This window comes from Paenibacillus wenxiniae (assembly GCF_039822605.1).
GTDB classification, from domain to species: domain Bacteria; phylum Bacillota; class Bacilli; order Paenibacillales; family Paenibacillaceae; genus Saccharibacillus; species Saccharibacillus wenxiniae.
In genome coordinates, this window is the sequence record NZ_JBCGUH010000005.1 from 179,112 (window position 1) to 200,999 (window position 21,888).

Sequence of the window (21,888 nt, forward strand, 5' to 3'; positions counted from 1 at the left end):
ATAACACCAAAGTATATTCTGTGGATTTTATGTAAGCATCAACAAAATTTTGTCATTATAGAGAGTAGCATTGGACAGAGGAAAAGATCAGTTTTGGGGCAAGTCTATGTGATCCAATCTGATCTTTTGGTTTTGTTTAGTAGTAGATATTCAGTTACTCTTCATATCATATACGAGGAAGTTTTATTTACTTGTAAATGAATTTAATAATCATCAAAAAGATTGAATTTTAATTTTTCAAACACAAAAATTCTAAAAAAGTTTCTGTAGATATCTGAAGTCCTTCTCACTCCTCTAATATAAAGAGAAAATTTCAAAAATTGTATTTTTCTAGACTCATCTTTAAATAATCTGTTAATGTAATCTGGATTATATGTGACTTTTAAATCATATAACAATACGCATTTCGTAAGAAACCCCTCAAGTTTTTTGCTTTTTTTCTTCAAAAATAACTTATATAATAGATCACTTAATCGTTTACAGTGTACTGATTCATCTTTGAAATAAGAAATAACAACCTTTGTTTGATTCTTTTCAGGGAAAATATTCACAAATAATTTATCATTAACGTGACCACTATATCTAAATTTAAGGTAGTTAAATGGAAAAAAAGAAAAACATGAAATAAAATTCACTTCTTTATCAATTGTTATTACTTTAGTCTCGATACAATCCCAATCATCAATAGAGTAAGCTACCTGAAATTTTTTAAAATATTTCTGACCATATGGTAAACTAAAATTGGCGCGAAAGTTAGGACCTTTACTATGATTTGTTACTATTCCTTCATCATTCACGCGTTTCTCATGCATATAATCAAAAATAAATGCCCTCAAAGCAAACTGAAAATTTTGTTGTTTGAAGTTTTCCGCGTGTTCATCATATCTATTACCATTTTCTATTTTGTCAAATAGAGACGCATCATGCTTTCCACACAGCACATTTCTAGTATTTGCTTCATTCTTTGTGTGAACTAGAGTTAATAATTCTTCCCATCGTCCTCGTTTCTTTTTTTCACAATACGATTCATGGCCTATATTATACATAAGCACTTTATTATCCACTGAAGCAATTCTAGAAAGATAGTCATTCTCTGATATTATATGACTTCCAATTGTTAATTTATTTTTTTGGTTACCTGAACATACATGTTTAATATTCTTAAAAAGACACTCTTGTTGAGCTTCCAATTGTCTTAATCTTTCTATATTTTTATTTCCTGAAACAGTATTTCTTTTATTCCCCATTTTCCACCACCTAATTTTGAATGAACGCTTTTGTTTTTAGTGCAGCCGATTCACTTTTGTATACGTATAGACATAACAATGATAAATTGATCTGTATAGCATTAACTTTAGAAAGTTGTTAATCGCACCTTTCCTCCTAAATGTTCTTATTTTATGGAAATGAATTAAGCTTATATAAGCATGAAATCGAGAAGTACTTATAGAAGCTTTATGAAGCAGTTTCCTAGCATTTATCATAATCACACTTATACTTTAAACCATGTAGTCAATGTCTGTACTCTTTACTTAGCTCAAATATATTTGCCGATAATCGCATCTGCGCCGGATGTAGTGCGATAGCGTTTGACAGGGCGGCCGATCATGCCGTAGGTCGTTTCCAGTTCAAGTATGCCCAGCTCCTGCATGGCTGTCAGGTATTTGCCCACGGATACACGGGATAGTCCAGTTTGTCCGGCGATTTCTTCGCTGGAAAATACAGAGCCTGGATGCACGTTGATCGTCTCCCAGATCAGTTTGAGCGTGACGCGTGTAAGCCCTTTGCCTAGGTCTGTTTTTTCAGAGGCATGGGTAGGCTGAGTGAGTAGATCAAGCTGAGCCTGGGCGAAATGATTGCTGTTATACAACAGGGAATGCCGCTCGCGATAGGCAGCTAATGCGGCTCGAAACCGTTCAAATTCGAACGGCTTAATCAGATAATCGACTGCACCATTTTGCAGGGCATAACGAATGCTCGTTTTATCGCTTGCTGCGGAGATAATCATCACATCCACCTCTATATTGGCATGCCGAATGTCAGCGAGCAGCTCTAAGCCGTTATGTTCTTTCATATAAATATCAAGCATCACCAGATCAATACCGTGATTCGTTTGCTGTAATCGCTCCAATGCCTGTACCGTTGATCCTGCCCAGCCTACACAATGAAAACCGTCCACCTGACTCAAATAAAACTTGTTCATCTCTGCCACCATCGGATCATCTTCTACGATCAGTACGTTAATCATTTAATCACCACGCTTGATAGAATAAGGAATCGTTAATTCAAAGATTGTACCGCTGTTTTCATAGCTTATGACACGAATATCGCCGCCGAGCTTGGCGATGCTTCGACGTACAAGATACAATCCAACACCACGATCATGTCCTTTAGTGGAGAAACCCTGTTCATACATGCGCTCGACTAGCTCATCCGGTATACCGATACCGTTATCGTTTACCGTTATGGCTAGCTCTTCGTCATTATAATCAAAACCCAGTTCAATCACAGGTTCTATCGATTGACGCGATGCCTCCATCGCATTTTCCAGCAGATTGCCGACGATGGTCACTAATTCGTATGCCACCTGCGGATCAGCTGCTTCCGGCAGTAACGCATCTTCCTTCAGTATCATACGTACATGCAGTTCACGCGCACGGCTAAGCTTGCCGATCAGAAAGCCTGCCACTATAGGGTCTTTGATCTGCTCTCGTACTGTACCTGCCTCCATTTGCAGGCTTGGCACTATACTGCGTATATACGTCTCCAATCGATCATACTGCTTCATATGCAGTAATCCCATCATAATATGGAGTTTATTCATAAATTCATGCGTCTGCGCACGCAACGTGTCTGCATACATCGAAATCCCGGATAAACGCTCCATCAGCCTGCTAATCTCGGTCATATCGCGAAACGTCGCAATCGCGCCTTCGGTTTGTCCGTTCACCTGAATCGGCTCCACATTTACAAGCAACATATGCCCGTTAGCAGCAACCTCCACATCCTTAAGCGGCTCACCTGCCAGTGCTCGTTCCATCTGTAAAGAACGCAAAAATTCACGAAAGCGCCGTTCATCCGCTTCGCTATCACCAGCCGCTCCGATCAATCGACTGGCTTCAGCATTGGCAAGCGTAATCTGAAACCGTGAATCAACCGATAAAATGCCCTCTTTTGCCGATTGCAGCATCGCACTGCGCTCCTCCAGCAAACGTGCAATTTGTCGCGGCTCCAGTCCGAACATCAGGCGCTTGAACTGACGGGCAAGCAACACAGCTCCAATTGTACCCAGCAGGGCACCCAGGGCAATCCCCCAGTACAATATCCACTTGTTGTCACTGATCGCCGTCATCAGCGTACCGATCGATACCCCTACCGCTACCGCGCCAACTTGCTTGCCATTCGCATTGAAAATCGGCTCGAACGCTCGTATCGATCGTCCCAGCGAGCCATCGGCGATCGATATCGTTTCCTGTCCATGCAGTGCCGACACTTCATCTCCACCGCGAAAATGTTTGCCGATCTGCGCCGGGTCCGGGTGGGATAGCCGAATACCTTGCATATTCATCACTACAACAAATTCAACACCATTGATACGCCGCACATGCTCTGCATACGTCTGTACTTCCTTTGGCTCCACCTTTCCATCCAGCGCCTCATACACAAGTGGTGTGTACGCCGCTGTACGCGCAATCGCAACCGCGCGTTGCTCTAGCCCTTTACGTGTCTGTTCGGACACCTCAATGCTGTACATCACATACACACAAAGCAGTACAAGTGCGACAACAAGACAGACGAGCAATGTGATCGTCGTTTGTAAACGTAAGCGAATTCCTTTTCTCACTGAACTCACCTCAGCCTGTTTGGGGTATCGTATCCTGTCATGCCTTTTCCGGCAATGATCATTTTTTATAAAGAAGAAACACCATTTCCGTCTTACATTTCGCATACATTTTCGCAAAATTTTAATACAGAGTTTACAAAACTACGACTTAAAGCTAACACTGAACTCCTAAAATATGTTTTGTGATCAACAAAAACATACAAGTATGGCGCCTTTAATTAGGGGGAGGAGACTTTACAAATGTTTAAGAAACTGCCAATTATGCTTTTCACGCTGACTATGATTCTGGTACTTGCTGCCTGCGGATCTGGAAACAGCGGCTCAACAACTACAGGTGCATCATCCGGCACAGGTAGCACTGGAGAAACAGCTTCAACCAGCACAGATAGCGGTTCGATTCTCGCTGTAGGTTCCACTGCACTGCAACCACTGGTTGACCAAGTCGCACAGAAATTCATGGCAGACTCCAAATATGCAAACATCTCTGTACAAGTACAGGGTGGCGGTAGTGGTACTGGTCTGACTCAAGTATCTGAAGGTCAAGCAACAATCGGTAACTCCGACGTGTTCGCAGCTGAAAAGCTGGATGCTGACAAAGCAGCTGAACTGGTTGACCATCAAGTAGCGGTTGTTGCTATGGCAGCAGTTGCTAACAAAGATGCTAACGTAAAAGGTCTGACTAAACAACAACTCGTTGATATCTTCACTGGTAAAGTAACGAACTGGAAAGATGTTGGTGGCGCTGACCAGAAGATCGTGATCATCAACCGTCCAAGCAGCTCCGGTACTCGTGCAACATTTGAAAAATACGCACTGGGTCAAAAAACAGAAGATCCAGCGGGTTCGATCCAACAGGATTCCTCCGGTACAGTTAAAAAGCTGATCGCTGAAACACCTGGCGCTATCGGTTACCTGGCACTGTCTTACCTGGATGACAGCGTAGCTGAACTGAGCTATGACGGCGTAGAGCCAACGGTAGAAAACGTTGAAGCTGGTAAATATCCAGTTTGGGCTTACGAGCACATGTACACGAAAGGCGAGCCAGATGCTTCTACAAAAGCATTCCTCGACTACATGCTGAGCGATGACGTTCAAAAGAGCGATGTAACACAACTGGGCTACATTCCAATCTCTGGCATGCAAGTACAACGTGATGCAGAAGGTAAAGTAACTAAAAAATAAGCCTTACTTTCAAATAGAACGAGTGAAAAGATCCAGCTGTCGGTGAACCGCAGCGAAAAGAGGCGGATGATCCGCCTCTCTTTTCACGTTAGCACCACATACCTCCTGTGCAAGAGGTCTATTCTCCCTGTTCCTACACATATAGATATAGACTATGCAATGGCAAGACAACGGATTTTAAACGCTTTGTAGAAAAGAGGTTTTTTATTTATGGAGCATTCCAAGGTTACTCCACGAGAAGCGCAGCGTCGCAGACTGCCGCTCGAAAAACATCGGATTGAGGATTGGATCGGTCGTATTTATACTTCGATCTGTGTCGTCTTTCTGATTGCGACCATCGTATCGATCGTGTACTTTGTTACATCGAAAGGTGTAGCTACGTTTGCCGTGAATGGTGTGAGTTTTGCAGACTTCTTCTTCGGCACACGCTGGGCGCCGGATGCATCGCCGCCAGCATTTGGCGCGTTGCCAGCCATTGCGGGTTCATTTCTCGTGACATTGCTGGCAGCCGCGATTGCAAGTCCACTCAGTATTGCAGCTGCATTGTTCATGACCGAAATCGTGCCCACATTCGGTAAACGTATCCTGCAACCGGCGATTGAGCTGCTGTCCGGTATCCCATCCGTTGTATACGGCTTTATCGGCTTGACGCTGATCGTTCCGTTTCTGCGTGACCATGTAGGCGGCCAGGGTATCGGTGTTGGCGCCGGTGCGCTTGTACTGTCGATCATGATCTTGCCGACCATTACAAGCGTAGCGGCTGACGCACTGGCAAACTTGCAGCGCGGTCAACGTGAAGCTTCCTATGCACTAGGTGCTACACGCTGGCAAACGATCTATCGTGTCGTACTGCCAACTGTTCTGCCTGCACTGTTAACAGGTATCGTACTCGGTATGGCACGTGCTTTCGGTGAAGCACTGGCGGTACAGATGGTTATTGGTAATGCTCCATTTATTCCAACTTCCTTGCTGGAATCTGCGTCTACACTAACAAGTATTATTACACTCGGCATGGGTAACACAGCGATGGGTTCCATTCAAAATAACGCATTGTGGAGTATGGCGCTGGTACTGATGCTGATGACTTTCGTCTTCATCATGATCATTCGTCTGCTTGAAAGGAGAAACCGGATATGACAACCCAAACTCAGATATTACGTAGTAAAGCACGCAAACGGGCCAAAACCGCTGATAAAGTCGCTACGGTTGTCATTATCGTGTTTGCTCTGTCGATCGTCGCTATTTTGCTTGGTTTAATCGGATTTATTATGTTCCGTGGACTTGGACATATTAGCTGGCACTTCCTCACTTCCAACCCACAAACGATTCGTGAAGGCGGCGGTATCGGGCCTCCGCTGTTTAACTCGCTCTACCTGCTTGTACTCACGATGATTATTACGATTCCGCTCGGATTGGGCGGCGGTATCTATATGTCGGAGTACGCAAAGCCTGGTAAAATTACTAGCTTTATTCGACTCGTGGTAGAAGTATTGTCTTCCTTCCCATCGATCGTTATCGGTCTGTTCGGCTTGCTCGTATTTGTTAACACATTTGAAATGGGCTTCTCCCTGCTTGCAGGTGCGCTGGCGTTGACGATTTTCAACCTGCCGCTCATGGTTCGGATTACGGAACAAGCATTTTCCGGTGTTCCACGTGAACAAAAAGAAGCAGGCTTGGCACTCGGTTTGTCCAAATGGAAGATCATCACATCGATCATGCTGCCTGTAGCGATTCCATCACTCGTTACCGGTACGATTCTGGCGGCTGGTCGTGTATTCGGGGAAGCGGCAGCATTGCTGTTCACCTCCGGTATGACCACACCACCACTGAATTTCTCAGATTGGAATCCACTGCATCCGCGTTCGCCGCTAAATCCGCTGCGTCCTGCTGAAACACTGGCGACTCACATCTGGAAAGTAAACAGTGAAGGTCTGGCACCGGATGCGATACAAATTGCTGCTGGTGCTTCCGCTGTACTGGTCATCATGGTACTGCTGTTCAACCTGTTTGCACGCTGGGGTGGACGTACACTGTATCGCTATATGACTGCATCCAAACGGATGAACTGATCCGATACGACGCCGTAGCCTGTACGATCCAATATCATCATGACGGATTGTACAGGCTGTGCAACCACTCAAGGAGGAACATTCAATTATGGTAATGCCAATGCCTTTCAGTACCGAAGATTTAAGTATCTATTATGGTGAGTTTCAAGCCATTAAAAATATTAGCATGGGTTTCCCAGCAGCAAGTGTTACGGCATTAATCGGGCCATCCGGTTGCGGTAAATCGACTTTCCTGCGTTCACTCAATCGCATGAACGATGAGATTGCTGGTTCTCGTTCAACCGGACATATCTGGATGGACGGCATCGATCTGACTGCGCCGCATACCGACGTGATCAAGTTGCGTCAACGGATCGGCATGGTATGGCAGCGTCCGAACCCTTTTTACAAATCGATCTATGAAAATATCGCCTTTGGCCCACGCTATTACGGCATCAAAAACCGTAAGCAACTGGACGAGATTGTGGAAACGAGTCTCCGTCGTGCGGCATTGTGGGATGAAGTTAAAGATCGTTTAAAGGACTCCGCGTTAGCATTGTCCGGCGGACAGCAACAACGTCTCTGTATCGCACGTGCACTATCGGTTAATCCACAGATTTTGCTGCTGGATGAGCCTGCTTCCGCACTTGATCCGGTATCTACTGGTAAAATTGAGGAACTGATCACCGAACTGAAAAAGGATTTGCGTATCGTTATCGTTACGCACAATATGCAGCAGGCAGCGCGGGTATCGGATTACACCGCCTACTTCTATCTCGGTACGCTCGTTGAGCATGGCGAGACCGATCAGATTTTCACCAATCCAGAGAAAAATTCTACGCAGGAATATATTATGGGACGCTTCGGATGAAGCGTCTTTTTGTTTGCTTTGTATTTGTAGATGGAGTTAGCGATGTAGATGGAGTTAGCGATGTGGTGGTTTCATTGGATGATAACATTGTCTAGTTAGTGATGGTAAACAAGCAATTGGAGCACCGTATAGCAAAAAGATCGTATAGTCACCTTATTGTTGGTGGCGTATACGATCTTTTTTGGTTGTTATTTTGGTACGGTATTTTGTGCGGTATTGTAGGGATGTGACATGTATAGTAAGTGGAAATAGTCGCTGTGTTGATGATTATTGGATGTAGTGAGTGGACGTTGATGTTAGCGGCAATAACTGCTCCGTAAAAGAATAAGGGGACAGACTCCGTTCTGTGTTATTTGCATCACCGTGCTTCAAGTTCAAATGCTCGTAGACAGTTTGTTCTATTTCGCTACAAATGTACTCGTACATTCGTTTACAGGTAAACCATAAATACAAAGATCAAATGCTTCAATCCCTTGTAGTTAGGTTCTTTAGCACTCAATCCTCAATCCTCAATCCTCAATCCTCAATCCTCAATCCTCAATCCTCAATCCTCAATCCTCAATCCTCAATCCTCAATCCTCAATCCTCAATCCTCAATCCTTTAAAAGTGTATTCTGCGCCTTATAAACTTGCAAATATTATTCTATAAAGATATACAATCTAATCTGGCAATCACACGTCAAAGGCACGATTATGACTTAGCCGAATGGAATCTAAATTCGCTAATACGCGTTCCTTTGCTCGGTACCAGATAAATAGATTGTAAGCCGCTTAAATGATGTAAATCAGCGGTTACTTCGTGCCAGTTCACAGTAGCTGTTGTATAGGTTACGTAAGCTGCATCGGCTACGTGAGTTGTATCTGTTGCACTTGTCGAACGAGTATGTTCACCTTTAATCGAAGCAGACAAAATAGCGACTGGCTCGGAATCGGTCTTTCCTACATAAACTCGAACCCCAGCGGATTCAGCCCCGCTGCCGATGCGTGCCGTTATGCTGGACGCACCAGCGGTAAAATTCATATCGTCATATAGCAGCCATGCCTGTTCATCGATTGCTTCTGTCGCTGCGCTGCCATCGCCAGCTTCTACGAGCTGAATGGCTGTGTAGTTATCGTAATTCTCTGCACGGATCGTCTGATATGGGTCGCGTGGAGGAATGATTTCGCCATTAATCTGGATATTCGCTTCCAGACGAATATCGCTGGAAGAGCTTCCTACGAGCATGCGGTACGTTCCTGTTTCGACTACATATTGATGACGGGTGACATCCCAGAAAGCAAGTTCCTGGATAGGCAGTTGGAGCTGGATTTGCACAGATTCGCCTGCTTTGATATGAACACGCTGGAATGCGCGTAACGTTTGGAGCGGCTGTTTGACCCGTGATTGTTCATTACGAGTGTACAGCTGTACGACTTCATCGCTATCCAGTCCGCCTTCATTTTGAATGGTGACATGGATGGTGAGCAGGTCTTCGGTTTCTAAAGTGTCCGCTGATAGCTCCAGCTCGCTATAGTTCATCGGTGAATAGGTCAATCCGTGACCAAATGGGTACAACACATCCCCTGTAAAATACTGATACGTCCGGCCAGAACGGATCATATCGTAATCCAGTAGATTGCCGAGTTGCTCGACGGAACGGTACCACGTCATATTGAGTCTGCCTGCCGGTGCATAATCGCCATACAGCACATCTGCAATTGCATTGCCCAGTTCCGGTCCAGCATGGGTTATATACACAATCGCTGGAATATGTTCCTGTATCCAATCCATCGTAAATGGATAGCTTCCGACCACGACAACTACTGTATTCGGGTTCACGGCATACACTTCTTGCACAAGCCGAAGCTGTGAAGCTGCCAGTTCCAATCCTGGGCGATCGACTTCTTCTTTTCCGTTGATGAGCGGATGATTGCCGACGAACACAATCGCGGTTTCAGCATCCCGAGCTAATTGGATAGCATGTTGTACACCATCTTCCAGCACTTCTTTTTTGAAATGGAAAGTTTCCGCTGCACGTTCGGATGCTGTCGCAGCAGTGCTGGGGATGATGGATGAAGGAGCAACATCTTCTACAGACACATTTCCTTGCGTTTTGTTCACAGCGGCGCGCGTGGCAGCCGGAATTTGCCAGTCTGCTTGCACTGGCGGATATCGATGCTCGCCTTCGGCAATCCGTATCGTGCCGTCTGTCTGATCCCAGTATAGTTCACGACCATTCCATGTACGAATGCCGATATGACCATCTGGTTGCTCTATCAATCGCAGCACTTCTTTGGCAAACCAGCCATACACTTCATCGGTCGCTGTAGCGATCCGTTGCTGCTCATCATCTGCTGCGACATACATTCCCGTTGCTTCACAGCGCAAGCAATAGCTATCATAGCCCCAGTCCGATAAAATAAAGCGTTCGGATGGTGGTTGGCTATCCACTGTCATATTCGCATTTGCCGCATCATATTCCGCCGTCTGTGTTCCTATGCTACCGTCAGCACGAACAGACAACAGCTCGCCATTCGCTGCGCGTAGCCTAATGCGATCATTGCCATCTGCATAATGAACGTTCCCAGCTACTTTACTTCGAATCGCTTCTACAGCGGTAACCGCATAAGGGAGCGTACCGGAATACCAGTCTCGATAGACCGTACCACCTAATTCGCCGATAAGTGCTACGCTGCTAGTAGCTTTGTCGGATAGCGGTAAGGTAAAGTTATCGTTTTTGAGCAGCACTACCGATTTGCGGGTAGCCTCGGCAGCAGTCGCTTTCGCCTGCTCGGTCATCATCGATTCTTCGCCAATCGTAGCATATGGATTCAGTTCATCCGGATCAAATTCGCCAAGCATAAATCGCACGCGAAATGTGTTGTGCAGCGCGGTATCGATATCGTTCCAATCCAGCAATCCTTGCTCTAATGCTTCACGCAGTGCAGCTTTGGACAGATCTGGATCATCGGTAATGCTATCAATGCCTGCTTTGATCGATGCCGCTACACCTGGCGTATGGGAATCATAATAGCCATGATCACGCATAATGCCCATCACATCACCGGCATCACTGACGATAAAGCCATCCATATTCCATTCCTCTTTAACGACTTCGTGCACAAGCGGATGCATCAGCGCAGGGATACCGTTGATCGAATTGTAAGCTGTCATCATCGACTTCGCTTGGCCCTGTACAAATGGTCGCTCAAACGCCTTTAAATAATATTCCCGCATATTGCGCGGATCAATGCTGGATGAGCCTGCACCACGATCGACCTCATTGTTATTACCGAGAAAATGCTTGAGCGTCGCCACGGCTTTTAAATATACCGGATGATCTCCCTGAATTCCCTGTACCAGCTTGCTTGCCAATTCGCCCGTCAAATACGGGTCTTCTCCATAGGCTTCTTCATTACGTCCCCAGCGTGGATCACGCTCCATATCTACTGTTGGTGCCCACAATGTCAAGCCATGAACCTCGGGATTCCGCTTGTACATTACGCGCGCTTCATCGGAAATTACTGTTCCGATGCGCTGCATTAGCTCTGCATCCCATGTACAGGCAAGACCGACAGGCTGTGGGAAATACGTGGCCTCGCCCAGCCAGGCAATGCCATGTGCCGCTTCGGTTCCATGCTTGTACGCCTGCACGCCAAGTCGCTCTACTGCGGGCTGATACTGTAACATTGATTCAATCTTTTCTTCTTCGGTCAAGCGGGAAACGAGATCCGTTACACGATGATCCAATTCCAGCGTATGATCTTGAAACGGATAAGGTGTTGTTTTTGCCATCGATTATTCGCTCCTTTGTATGTAGACAATCGTGATCATGTATGGGTGAAAATAGGCTGTAACCAGCTTGTAGTAGTAATGAATCGGGAATCCTATCGACTCAGGCTGAAGTATGATGAGTAGTATGAACAACTGGGTAACTTGAGTTACCCGATTAGCCTGAGTTACCTGAGTTACCTGAGTTACCTGAGTTACCTGAGTTACCTGAGTTACCTGAGTTACCTGAGTTACCTGAGTTACCTGAGTTACCTGAGTTACCTGAGTTACCTGAGTTACCCACCTATTGTGTCGCCTTCCCTCCTAATGGTAAAGTAAATATTTTGCAAAAGAAAGCCCTTACAAAAATGTTCCTCAGGTCATAATTAGCGTAATAATTAGTGATAGCTCACTGCTGCAATACAGAGGAATTTCTATTTTACGATAACCTTTGCCGCTCGTTATCGTCTGTGTATATAGAGAGACTATGAATCAAGAGAGGGATATCATGCTAAACGATGAAGACATTGTGCAGCTATACTGGGATCGGCGCGAATCGGCTATTGCGGAATCGGCTGCACGGTATGAGCGCTACTGCTACTCGATTTCGTACAATATTTTGCATGACACAGAAGATGCGGAGGAATGTGTTAATGATACATGGTTACGTACATGGAATACGATTCCACCGCAGCGACCGAACAAGCTATCCTTTTTTGTCGGACGCATTACACGTAATTTATCACTGGATAAATACAAAGCCAAAAAAGCTAAAAAGCGTGGTGGCGATATGCCGTCCTTGATGGAAGAATTGACCGAATGCATTCCTGCCAGCACGAATGTAGAACAGACGCTACTGGATCAGGATTTAAACCGAACGATCAATCAATTTATGCACAGCTTGCCGGAGCGTGAATGTAATCTGTTTTTGGCACGATACTGGTATGGGATGTCTCTGTCCGAAATGGCAGAACGATTTAATGTGAAGGAAAACAATATTAAAGCCAGCCTTTTCCGCAGTCGTGGCAAGCTGAAAAGTTATCTGATCAAGGAGGGAATGGAGCTATGACTACTTCGCCCACGCGTGAAGAACGATTATTTCAGGCGATCGGTCAGGTAGATGATGTGCTGCTGGAGCGATTGGAGCAGCAGTTACAGCTAATGGAGCCTGTCCCTTCAACGCTAGCGTCAGATGAGCGCGAACGAGCAATGAGTAGCCCACGCCGACGTCGCTCGTTGCGTATAGGTATCGCTTCTGCGCTGGCAGTCGTTGCTGTAGCCGCCTGTCTGTTTATGTTTAGCTCATCCTGGCCAAGTCAGCCTGCGATGTATACCGCCTCCGAACCGGTCGTGAACAGCTATATTTCCAATCAGAAACAGCCTGCCGATGTGTCACCGGCGATGCAAATGCCTGCCAATGGCACCGTCCTGTACAGTCCGGATGTGAAACAAGCGCTACAAGCGAATCAAGGTAAGCAGGTAGTGTTCCTTGTCGCTATTGATCTGTTCCATAATCGCACACCTATGGCTCAGGATAGCGAGCAGACGCGCGCTGAACTCAAACGACTACAACAATTGGATTATACTATCGGCTATTCACGTTACTGGACCTACGCTGGAGAAAATCAGCAGGTAAACGGTATCCTGGTCGCTGGTTATTTAACCGCAGCGCAATTGGAGCAATTTGCTACTAGTCCGAATTATGGCTATTCGATTCATTTTGCTGTAAATGGAGATGGTTCACCGATTCCGGCGGAACAGGGGATTTTCACCGATCCGCATAATCCGGCTTTGAAGTAAACTGTTCGCCATCTAGCATTGAAAGAAATTGTTCGTTAGTAGGTTAATGTGTTCGTTTAGCGTGTTCGTTTACCTATTCTGTACGATGAATGAGTAGACAATGATAAAAAAGCGATCGATTTATTTTCAACAATTCATCCGAAATGACCTAACCATTTATACGCATTGTCGTCTTTTAAGGTAGAACGTTCCATTCTTATCGATGGATAAACCTATTTTCAAGGAGGAATATACGATGAACAGCAACAAAAGTAGAAATCAGATGGTCGCAGCAAAAAGCAAGGAAACAGGCTCGAATAAAAGGCGCCGCAGGCTCGGTCAACAACTGGCAATCTCAACGCTGGCAATCTCCCTGTTGTCCGGCGGCATGGCTACCAGCTCTTTTGCCGCTAGCTTTGACGACCTGAACGGTGTACCGGGCAAAGACAAAATTACATCACTTGCCACTCAAAAGGTAATTAACGGCATGAGCGACACCCACTTTGCCCCTGGCAAATCGTTAACTCAAGCGCAGGCGCTGCATATGATGGTCAAAGCGTTCAAGCTGGATACCGTTCAATCTCCTGCTCCAGACCCATTAGCAGGCGATGAGAATAAGGCGCAGCAGCCAACCATTCCCCAGTTTAGCAAGGTAAAACCTTCGGCATGGTATGCCGATACGTTTACTACCGCCGCGCAAGCAGGTCTTGATATCCCTGCCACCGTTAATCCAGACGCGCCCATCACTCGCGAGCAATATGTCGACTATGTGATGAGCGCTATGCAGCTTACTGGCAAAATGCCTGTGTTCCGCATCATTCCACCCGATATTAACGATCAATCTGCGATGGATATTAGCCATGTCGGTTCCGTTCAGCTCGCGATCGTTTTGAAAATCGTAAGTATGGATGCGAACGGCAACTTTAATCCGAAGCAAAATATAACTCGCGCCGATGCTGCGATTATGTTGTACGATGGTCTGAATTATTTGAACCGATTTACACCAGCAGCAGCGCCATCAGCAGACCACTCACAAGTTGCGAGTGACCTACCGTTAATCGAAGATGCACCTGCCGGTGAATCGTATGCGATGACCAACAATGGCGAGATTATACTCATGCAAGATGTGAATCAAGCACTCGCTCAGCACGCTAATGACAAAGATGCGCTATACTTCGTCGCGATCGATCTGACTCAAAACGGCAAACCGCTCGAACCCGATAGTACGCAAGCAGCGGCTGAACTAAAGCGCATGCAACAGCTCGGCTATGATGTAGCGATGAATACAGGCTGGACGTACAAAGGTCAACTGGAAAAGTCCGAATTCCGCTACGTATCCGGCTATTTTACCGCGGATCAACTGAAAAGTTTCAAGCCAGATGCAAACTACGGTTATGCGATTCACTTCTCCTATAATGGCGATGGTTCCCCTGCAAAGGCAAAGAACGACGCGATTAATCGTTAACACGATTGTTAGACCAATCCAAAAAGCCGCTTCTGTTATCGCAGATAGCGGCTTTTTGGATGGATTTCGATATCCGTTTCAATTTCTGTCTCAACATCCACTTCGATGTTCACTCCAGCATTTGTGCACATTTGCACTTCGACTTCGACCTCAACTTCCACCTCTACACTGACCGAAGCAGGTGTCGCACGATAGCTCTCGCTATGTTTATGTCGATGTCGCTGACGATGCTTAACGGAGTAAGTCTGCCAGGGGATCTCGTGCCGGCTCAGTGCCGCGTGACGTGGGGGAAGGCGTATTGGCCTCGGCTTTTTCCAGCCCCAGACGACGTGTCATCTGATCATTAATAGTGGACAGTTTCACCGTATAATCCTGACAGCTGGCAATAATTTCACGATTGGAACGTTCCGATGTATCGAGTGCCGACATCAGATCTGCAATCGCCTGATTGACCGATTCCAGTGACATCGTTGGCTTTTTCAGCAGCTCTGCCGAGCGCTCGCTGTTCGTTTTCAGCATTTGTGCATTTTGACGGAATTGATCTTCAATCGTCTGATTTACACTTTCGACTGCATTCGCCACACGTTCCTGATCTTCAATCGCCAGTGCGATCATGGCGGAGATTTTGATCAAGTTCGCTGCTTTGTATACAGAGTCGTTAACCGAGTCGATCAGCTTATCATTCGTATCATTGACGATATCAGTCGCAGCAATTGCCTGATTGAACAGCATAATATTTTCAGTCATCGATTGGACGCGAGTCACCACTTTGCGCAATCCACGCTCCAAATACACTTTACGATGCTCATTTTCCGGCTTCTGGATTTCGGCTTCAAATAGCTTTTTCAGCTCATTGCCCATCGCGATCTTATATTGCAAATTGTAGATTTCCTCCAGCGAATTGCGCTTGAGTGTACGCATGCTGACCATGTTTTCTTCCAGTGTGTCTTTGCCGTCACGCAAACCCTGTACGATCGCGTCGACATTTTTGCTGACCGACTGATATTTGTACACATAGTTTTTGATCGGAGATTTGCGCAGCAGTTTAGCGAACAAGCCTACATTTTTACTTTGCTGGAGCGCTTCACACTCATCACGCAATGACAAAATCAAATTCGATACTTGCTTGGACTTGCCGGACATCAGATCATTCACCGGGCGATCCAGCATTTGTAGCGTCTGGGTTGCACGCTCCTGCGTTTGCATGCCCAGCTTACCGACTTCATCCATCAATCCATCCAAATTTAGCGTATCCGCGCGGGAGACCTGTTGCAGAATGACACTTGCTTCCTGGGTTACTTTTTGCTCATCTTCTTTTTTTAACGAAATCGCAGGTGTTGCCATGGGATCATCTCCTTTAGGGCTGACAGGCAGCCTGGATTGATACAACGTAGTGGACGACCGTCCTCACATCGATGTCATTCTATGACTCGTCTCTGTTCACTCAGGAATATCGATGATGCAGCAATTCGGCTCTGGACTGAAGTTCCATCAGATCCTTGTGCTCGATCGTTTTCACAATCTGAGTCACACGGTTATTCACGTCCTTTAATCCATCCAGCAAAATGCGGCGATTTTTCGTCTTCGCCTCACCGCTCAGTCGTAGGAATGGATTGATCACACTGTTTAGATCATTCATGACGAGACGCTTGATCGTATGATTAATATCATCGTTATTCAATTCCGACAAAATCGGAATCAAACGCTGTAATCGTAAAAATAATGCACAGGACTTCTCCACAATCTCATTATCCAGATTATGCTTCTGTCCTTCCGAAATAATCATTTCTTCCAGTACACCGAGATATTCGAGTACCGGTTGGAAAATAGGCAATACCCCTACAGTGCCTTTATGCTCCGCTGCGGTTGAAGCGTGCTGTGCATTGGATGTCTGTACACGTGCTGTACTTGCGGATCGCGCCGCTGCTTCCTGCTCACTATGGCGTTGTTGCTCCACCGCCCGTTGACGAGCAGCCTGTTCATACTGCTCCTGCAACGAATGACGACCGGACGAACTGGCGCCAGACGCTTGATTTGGGCGCGCTTGCGGCTGGGACAGAGGGGGTTGTGTCGGTGCGGGTGGAAGAGCCGGATCGCGCTGTGAACGCCCTGCCCATACGACTCCATAAATCGAACCAGCAAGCGGGAATAACAGCGTCACGGCATCGGGCGTCCATATGCCGACCAGACAACCAGCAAGATAGCCGATCGCGCCACCAAGCACGGTTTTGCCAACAATTTTGCCTGTACTCATCTGAAAAACACCTGCCTCTGCAAAAGTCTCATGTACTATGCTACGTACACGCCTGTCCGTCGGTTGCGTCATCCGCGCAAACAATATGTAAAAAAAGATAGTACATATTCGCTAGCGGAGCACATTACGGCTGCGGCTGCTCGGTTGGCTGATGCCGCATCACAAGCGGTTGCTCTACATATGTCGTTAATAGCCCATATTGTGGTTGCTGAACCGGAACCGAATAACCAAGTGCCATTTTCACAGCCAGATAAGGGAAATTAATTCCTGATAGACAGGACATATGCAGTCCGCCGGACATGCGTGGATTGATCTCAAGTGCTTTCGGGGTATCTCCCTGATAAATCAGCTGTAGATTATAATTATAAGGAATTCGGTAGAAGCTCGCTACCCGCGCCGCAATCGCTAGCAATTCTTCATTATGTTCAAGCAGCCTTGATCTGCCGCCATTTTTTCGTCTTGGAATCGCAGCGAGCAGTTCACCTGCCGGAGAAGCCAGACAATCGATGCTGTATTCCGGTCCTTCCAGCATCTCCATTACCATTAGTTCCGGGAACGTCTCTACACTGGATAGCGTACGATACGCATGCTCAAATGTCACACGCGCACTCACCGTGGAAAATAGCTCTTCCAGCGGATCGACTTCATTATGGATAATCCGAAAGCCTACGCCGCCTTCCATCCGTGTCGGCTTGAAGCATACACCCAGGCCCAGCGCTTCGATGCGTTCGTAAGCAGCCTTGAATTGCTTCGCCGTATGTACAACCTCATATTCCGGTACAACCATTAATTGTTGCTCTGCTACGGACCGGAAGAAGTTGCCTTTATCTTCGATCTCATCCAGCAACTGTGCATCTGTACAGCAAACGAGCTTCACACCCATTTGTGCAAATTGTTCCGCTGCCGCCACAACATAACGCATCCCCCAGCGTGGAAAAAACACCTCAATCTCATGCCGACGGCAAAAATCAAGACAGAACTCCGCGTACTCACTTCCCGTCAGGACAGGCTCCACTTCGGTATAATCGCAGGACAGCAAGGACACATGCTCTGGATCACGATGAGAACCGTAAATTTCAAAAGCCAGACCATCCTCATTGTTACGAACTGCCTCCATATAATGATAGCCTACCGCAAAACTGCGGTTAAACCAGATTCGGATCTTTTTATCGGTACTCATTCGCATAGCTTCCTTCCCTGTCCATAATATCCGCTACAAATTGCAAAATATCCTCTGCTGCCACAATGCCAGACCGTGCCGTAAAGCCAAACGACATATCCGTCAGTGTTCCATTTCCATAAGCGCGATATAGCTCACCATGTGCAGGTGCAATCGCCTCATCGGCCGCTTGCAGTAAGCCAAGATCAAGCAACGAATCACCGGAAGCGATCACATGCGTAGCACCGCATAATCCCTTCACATGTGCAATCGCCCGATTTTTACTGACGGGAAAAGGAACGAGATACACTTTACGCCCCTGGATCGACAGCCCCCAACCCAATTGTTCCAGCGCTGGCGCAAGCGCCATCACCTGCTCATAAGGCATCTCTTCACGCTTTACGAGCACCGAGAAGAACGTATCCTCCCAATAGCTTTCCCGCACTACCCATTCGGGCTGTGCAATCGTATGAAATACCGCTATCGCTTCGCTTGCCGGTGCAGCCAGCTTCCGCACATCGTCCATAATATACGCATGCCACTCCTGATCGATCTGTCCATTGATCAAAATATGAGCGCCATTACTCGTGATCGCATAGGCAGGCACGACCTGATCGCGAAACAGGTGAATGCGATCGTACAGCTCCAGCACCCGTGTTGTGACCGGTACAAATGGAATCCCAGCTGCAATCCGCTGTAATCGCTCCAATGCCAATTTGGAAATATGGGACGTTATCCGCCCATCTACCGTCTCAGCAGGCAACATCGTATTCTGGTCAAGCTCCATTCCACGGGAACGCTCCGAATAGATTAGCGTTTGATCCAGATCACTTGCATATAACAGCATTAGCCGTCACCATCTCTCGGTTTAATTATTCCACAGCAAGCGTAAGTCATATCCGGCTTCATCTCAATATCCGCACCACGCTCACGCGCCAGATGCAAAATATGCTGTAAATGCGGATTGTCCTCGCGATCGATCAATATTTTCCACGGTACACGGCGAAGCAGTACACGTGTCGTCTCCCCAACACCAGGCTTAATCAAATTAATATCGCTAAGTCCAAATTGCTCCTGAATAGAGCGAATATCTTCCATCCCCTGCCAATCGCCCGGCTCTGGCTGTTCCAGCAGTTCAGTAGCACGCTGAATCGCCGCCTGCTGAATATGTTCAAAGCAAGCACGGATCCGATCCACGAACACATTCGACAGATCCTGATGCAGCCAGTGACGATAAAATTTCGACCCGTGAAAATCATGCTCCCCGATCAAGTCAGCTCGTAGCACCGTCCGGCTCATCAAGCCCGATACGGTTGAGTTCAAGCAAGCGCTTGGAATTAGAAAATCCTCGCGTGTACCATACGTATCCGAGCAACGCCCTGGATCGGCAAGTACCGCCAGATCATCATTCAGCTGTACGCCATAGCGCTCATTAAACTGCCGACATGCCTGCACCAGCACGCGGCGAATCGCCCCTTTACCCGTCCAGCCATCGACAAATTGAATCTGTGTCTCCGTCCCATGCTGCTGCAAAATGTATTTTAACGCATTCTCATCGATGCCCTTGCCACGAATAATCGAAATGCTGTAATGTGGCACCTCTAGCCCATACATCGCTTCCATATAACGCTTGATCAAAATACCAACCGGAGTACCCGCACGTGCCAGCGAGACGAGCACAAGCTGTCGCCCACGTTTATGCAGGATACATTCACTCACTACGCCCGCTGCAAGTGCGACCTGCTCTGCCGAATGCTCTAACGCTTTATGGAACAGTCCTACATATTCTTCGGTCGGCTCATATTCCGCTGGCAGCATTTCTGAATAATGCGTCCCCGTCTGAATCGCTTCTTCCCGTTCCTCGGTTGCACGCTCCAGCTGTACATCACTCAGATCTTTGAGCAAAAAGACCACATCATCTGCACGGTAGCTCCCTAATGGTACAGGTGCAGCCAGCGATGGCTCTGCCCAGGCAGGCTGTGTCTGCGCTTGCTGTGCCGTCGGTTCACTCATCGCCATTCCCCTCTCCATTATGACGGTACAAGCGATCATGACGGTGTGAGCCGCAAATGACCACATTCACCTGCTTGAATCCACGTGAACGTAATGTATTTAACAATCCATCCAGATGTCCTTCCGGTACAGCACGTTCCAAAAATACGAATACGTCATCATAGCTGCCAAATGGAATATTGTACACATAATTTGTCACACTGGAATCTTCTGGCGATGGAAACGTATCTCCGCTATAGATCGCATACTCCGGCGCTGCCGTGCGATAAACCGGACTGCGTGTCGTAGAGTGATACTTCACACCAGCGCCCATCTCAGCTGCAATCCGCATCGGAATGTACATAAATTCCTCTGTGCCCAGACAGAGTGTACGGTTTCCTTTACGCAGCTTGGACAGCTGGCGAGCGGCCTGACCGATGCCCTGCTCCAATGCAGCGTTATGCTCAGCTGCCAATCCAAAGCGACCGGTCCAGCGTACAAATGGAGCATGATGCTGAACACCAGCGCCATCTACCGATGGATAGCCCTGTAATAGCTCCAGCACACCCTCCAGCTCTGTATACGTCACCGGAACATTCTCGTCTAGCTCTAACGCTTTAAATGGCGGATGAACAAGCTGTGCCTGCCCTTCCACTGTAATTCGCCCTTTCACAAGCGATAGCGGCACAATCGTAATGCCTAGCTCCTGCTCCAATTCCGCATAGCGCAGCACATGCTGCTCACTGCGCCAATCTAGCAGCGAAGCGATATAGTACGTCGGGCGCGGATACTGTTCATGAAGCGCGCGAATAATATTGAGCGTCGTTTTGCCTGTCGTGATCTCATCATCTACCAGTACAATCGGCTGCTGCCCTGCAATCATATCGGTATGGAGCGCATAACAGCGATGTGCTACCGCATGGGAATGCTCCTCTTCAAACGTAATGACCGGCGTTAATCCTGCCACATCATGACGGGTCGTGTGTACGTAGGAAGCTTCGCCACGAAACGGTGCATACATGCTATGCCCAAGCGCCGTAGCCGTCTCCGCAAAGCCGATAAACGATACGGGCTGCGTCAGTACAAGCCCATTCTCCATCAGGCGCTCATACGCTTCCTTAGCGCCTTCTCCCGTCATTAACGCTTTCAGCACATCCGGCAATAGTGTAGCTAGCTGATCAGACGCTCGTGCTATGGACGGCTCGTCTGGATCAAGCGATTCATGACGATCATCATCAGTTGGATCAAGTTCTATCTGATGTTTGGTTGGATTCCGCTTCGCTTTAGTGGAATCCAGGGGCATACTGTCATCCATTACAAGTGCCTGCTTCTTTCCAGCGGTAGCAGACAACTCCAATTCGCGATACAGCAGCAGCGATAAGGCTGCTCCGCTCAGCAACGATACATACGGATCAACGGCAAGATGCTTGCCCAGCACACGGCTCACAAACAAAAATGAACGCTTCGGATTAATCCGCGCCGCCATCTGAAACAGACGATCCAGTGGCAAGCCAAACGGATTGCTCTCCACTTCCACCTTTAC

At 47.1% G+C, this 21,888-nt stretch carries 17 protein-coding genes; 7 read left to right on the forward strand and 10 right to left on the reverse strand.

From position 1 onward, the window contains the following. Window positions 1-203 precede the first annotated feature (203 nt). The 3 genes from AAHF22_RS11520 to dcuS all read right to left on the reverse strand — a co-directional run bounded on the left by AAHF22_RS11520 (window position 204) and on the right by dcuS (window position 3,844). Window positions 204-1,247, reverse strand: coding sequence for a hypothetical protein (locus AAHF22_RS11520; protein ID WP_347325149.1), 1,044 nt, complete (start codon window positions 1,245-1,247; stop codon window positions 204-206). 290 nt (window positions 1,248-1,537) lie between these two features. Further along, entirely contained in the window at window positions 1,538-2,248 is a 711-nt protein-coding gene (locus AAHF22_RS11525; RefSeq protein WP_347325150.1) for a response regulator, read from the reverse strand. Beyond that, complete coding sequence (dcuS, locus tag AAHF22_RS11530) at window positions 2,249-3,844, reverse strand: DcuS/MalK family sensor histidine kinase (protein ID WP_347325151.1); 1,596 nt, start codon at window positions 3,842-3,844, stop codon at window positions 2,249-2,251. A 240-nt stretch (window positions 3,845-4,084) separates the two neighbouring features. On the opposite strand from dcuS, the gene AAHF22_RS11535 reads away from it, so the two are divergent. The 4 genes from AAHF22_RS11535 to pstB all read left to right on the forward strand — a co-directional run bounded on the left by AAHF22_RS11535 (window position 4,085) and on the right by pstB (window position 7,945). Beyond that, window positions 4,085-5,026 carry a phosphate ABC transporter substrate-binding protein gene (locus AAHF22_RS11535; protein WP_347325152.1) on the forward strand — a complete coding sequence of 314 codons (942 nt, stop codon included), beginning with the start codon at window positions 4,085-4,087 and terminating at the stop codon, window positions 5,024-5,026. A gap of 210 nt (window positions 5,027-5,236) precedes the next feature. Next, a complete protein-coding gene (pstC, locus tag AAHF22_RS11540) occupies window positions 5,237-6,163 on the forward strand; it encodes a phosphate ABC transporter permease subunit PstC (RefSeq protein WP_347325153.1) in 927 nt (308 codons plus the stop codon). After that, window positions 6,160-7,095: a phosphate ABC transporter permease PstA gene (pstA, locus tag AAHF22_RS11545; RefSeq protein WP_347325154.1), complete on the forward strand. Its 936-nt coding sequence runs from the start codon at window positions 6,160-6,162 to the stop codon at window positions 7,093-7,095. Before pstC ends, pstA begins: the two co-directional genes overlap by 4 nt. 94 nt (window positions 7,096-7,189) lie before the next feature. Further along, on the forward strand, window positions 7,190-7,945 hold the full coding sequence (gene pstB, locus AAHF22_RS11550) for a phosphate ABC transporter ATP-binding protein PstB (protein ID WP_347325337.1): 756 nt from the start codon (window positions 7,190-7,192) through the stop codon (window positions 7,943-7,945). Between the two features lie 691 nt (window positions 7,946-8,636). Here the strand turns inward: pstB and AAHF22_RS11555 are convergent. Continuing rightward, the gene (locus tag AAHF22_RS11555) at window positions 8,637-11,720 is read right to left on the reverse strand and encodes a glycoside hydrolase family 3 C-terminal domain-containing protein (RefSeq protein ID WP_347325155.1); all 3,084 of its coding nucleotides are present in this window, start codon (window positions 11,718-11,720) and stop codon (window positions 8,637-8,639) included. A gap of 484 nt (window positions 11,721-12,204) precedes the next feature. On the opposite strand from AAHF22_RS11555, the gene AAHF22_RS11560 reads away from it, so the two are divergent. From AAHF22_RS11560 to AAHF22_RS11570, 3 genes are all read left to right on the forward strand, one after another. Further along, complete coding sequence (locus tag AAHF22_RS11560; RefSeq protein WP_347325156.1) at window positions 12,205-12,765, forward strand: RNA polymerase sigma factor; 561 nt, start codon at window positions 12,205-12,207, stop codon at window positions 12,763-12,765. After that, the gene (locus AAHF22_RS11565; RefSeq protein WP_347325157.1) at window positions 12,762-13,496 is read left to right on the forward strand and encodes a hypothetical protein; all 735 of its coding nucleotides are present in this window, start codon (window positions 12,762-12,764) and stop codon (window positions 13,494-13,496) included. The genes AAHF22_RS11560 and AAHF22_RS11565 overlap by 4 nt, the downstream gene beginning before the upstream one ends. A 235-nt stretch (window positions 13,497-13,731) precedes the next feature. Continuing rightward, complete coding sequence (locus tag AAHF22_RS11570; protein WP_347325158.1) at window positions 13,732-14,940, forward strand: S-layer homology domain-containing protein; 1,209 nt, start codon at window positions 13,732-13,734, stop codon at window positions 14,938-14,940. Between the two features lie 231 nt (window positions 14,941-15,171). Here the strand turns inward: AAHF22_RS11570 and AAHF22_RS11575 are convergent, their stop codons facing one another. From AAHF22_RS11575 to AAHF22_RS11600, 6 genes are all read right to left on the reverse strand, one after another. Further along, window positions 15,172-16,284 carry a toxic anion resistance protein gene (locus AAHF22_RS11575; protein WP_347325159.1) on the reverse strand — a complete coding sequence of 371 codons (1,113 nt, stop codon included), beginning with the start codon at window positions 16,282-16,284 and terminating at the stop codon, window positions 15,172-15,174. Window positions 16,285-16,384: 100 nt separating this feature from the next. Then, the gene (locus AAHF22_RS11580; RefSeq protein WP_347325160.1) at window positions 16,385-17,194 is read right to left on the reverse strand and encodes a hypothetical protein; all 810 of its coding nucleotides are present in this window, start codon (window positions 17,192-17,194) and stop codon (window positions 16,385-16,387) included. Window positions 17,195-17,318: 124 nt separating this feature from the next. Next, the gene (locus tag AAHF22_RS11585; protein WP_347325161.1) at window positions 17,319-18,374 is read right to left on the reverse strand and encodes an ATP-grasp domain-containing protein; all 1,056 of its coding nucleotides are present in this window, start codon (window positions 18,372-18,374) and stop codon (window positions 17,319-17,321) included. Then, the gene (locus tag AAHF22_RS11590) at window positions 18,361-19,200 is read right to left on the reverse strand and encodes an HAD family hydrolase (RefSeq protein ID WP_347325162.1); all 840 of its coding nucleotides are present in this window, start codon (window positions 19,198-19,200) and stop codon (window positions 18,361-18,363) included. The genes AAHF22_RS11585 and AAHF22_RS11590 overlap by 14 nt, the downstream gene beginning before the upstream one ends. After that, window positions 19,200-20,366, reverse strand: a complete 1,167-nt coding sequence (locus AAHF22_RS11595) for a cysteine protease StiP family protein (RefSeq protein WP_347325163.1) — start codon at window positions 20,364-20,366, stop codon at window positions 19,200-19,202. The genes AAHF22_RS11590 and AAHF22_RS11595 overlap by 1 nt, the downstream gene beginning before the upstream one ends. Beyond that, the gene (locus AAHF22_RS11600; RefSeq protein ID WP_371834059.1) at window positions 20,359-21,831 is read right to left on the reverse strand and encodes a phosphoribosyltransferase family protein; all 1,473 of its coding nucleotides are present in this window, start codon (window positions 21,829-21,831) and stop codon (window positions 20,359-20,361) included. The genes AAHF22_RS11595 and AAHF22_RS11600 overlap by 8 nt, the downstream gene beginning before the upstream one ends. Window positions 21,832-21,888 lie beyond the last annotated feature (57 nt).

Excerpts from the sequence above, each read along its gene's own strand:
- AAHF22_RS11595 (WP_347325163.1), bottom strand. The coding sequence starts at position 20,366 with ATGAGTGAACCGACGGCACAGCAAGCGCAGACACAGCCTGCCTGGGCA.
- AAHF22_RS11565 (WP_347325157.1), top strand. The coding sequence starts at position 12,762 with ATGACTACTTCGCCCACGCGTGAAGAACGATTATTTCAGGCGATCGGT.
- AAHF22_RS11575 (WP_347325159.1), bottom strand. The coding sequence starts at position 16,284 with ATGGCAACACCTGCGATTTCGTTAAAAAAAGAAGATGAGCAAAAAGTA.
- AAHF22_RS11525 (WP_347325150.1), bottom strand. The coding sequence starts at position 2,248 with ATGATTAACGTACTGATCGTAGAAGATGATCCGATGGTGGCAGAGATG.
- AAHF22_RS11580 (WP_347325160.1), bottom strand. The coding sequence starts at position 17,194 with ATGAGTACAGGCAAAATTGTTGGCAAAACCGTGCTTGGTGGCGCGATC.
- AAHF22_RS11590 (WP_347325162.1), bottom strand. The coding sequence starts at position 19,200 with ATGCTGTTATATGCAAGTGATCTGGATCAAACGCTAATCTATTCGGAG.
- pstA (WP_347325154.1), top strand. The coding sequence starts at position 6,160 with ATGACAACCCAAACTCAGATATTACGTAGTAAAGCACGCAAACGGGCC.
- AAHF22_RS11535 (WP_347325152.1), top strand. The coding sequence starts at position 4,085 with ATGTTTAAGAAACTGCCAATTATGCTTTTCACGCTGACTATGATTCTG.
- AAHF22_RS11585 (WP_347325161.1), bottom strand. The coding sequence starts at position 18,374 with ATGAGTACCGATAAAAAGATCCGAATCTGGTTTAACCGCAGTTTTGCG.
- pstC (WP_347325153.1), top strand. The coding sequence starts at position 5,237 with ATGGAGCATTCCAAGGTTACTCCACGAGAAGCGCAGCGTCGCAGACTG.
- AAHF22_RS11560 (WP_347325156.1), top strand. The coding sequence starts at position 12,205 with ATGCTAAACGATGAAGACATTGTGCAGCTATACTGGGATCGGCGCGAA.
- pstB (WP_347325337.1), top strand. The coding sequence starts at position 7,190 with ATGCCAATGCCTTTCAGTACCGAAGATTTAAGTATCTATTATGGTGAG.
- AAHF22_RS11600 (WP_371834059.1), bottom strand. The coding sequence starts at position 21,831 with ATGGCGGCGCGGATTAATCCGAAGCGTTCATTTTTGTTTGTGAGCCGT.
- AAHF22_RS11555 (WP_347325155.1), bottom strand. The coding sequence starts at position 11,720 with ATGGCAAAAACAACACCTTATCCGTTTCAAGATCATACGCTGGAATTG.
- AAHF22_RS11520 (WP_347325149.1), bottom strand. The coding sequence starts at position 1,247 with ATGGGGAATAAAAGAAATACTGTTTCAGGAAATAAAAATATAGAAAGA.
- AAHF22_RS11570 (WP_347325158.1), top strand. The coding sequence starts at position 13,732 with ATGAACAGCAACAAAAGTAGAAATCAGATGGTCGCAGCAAAAAGCAAG.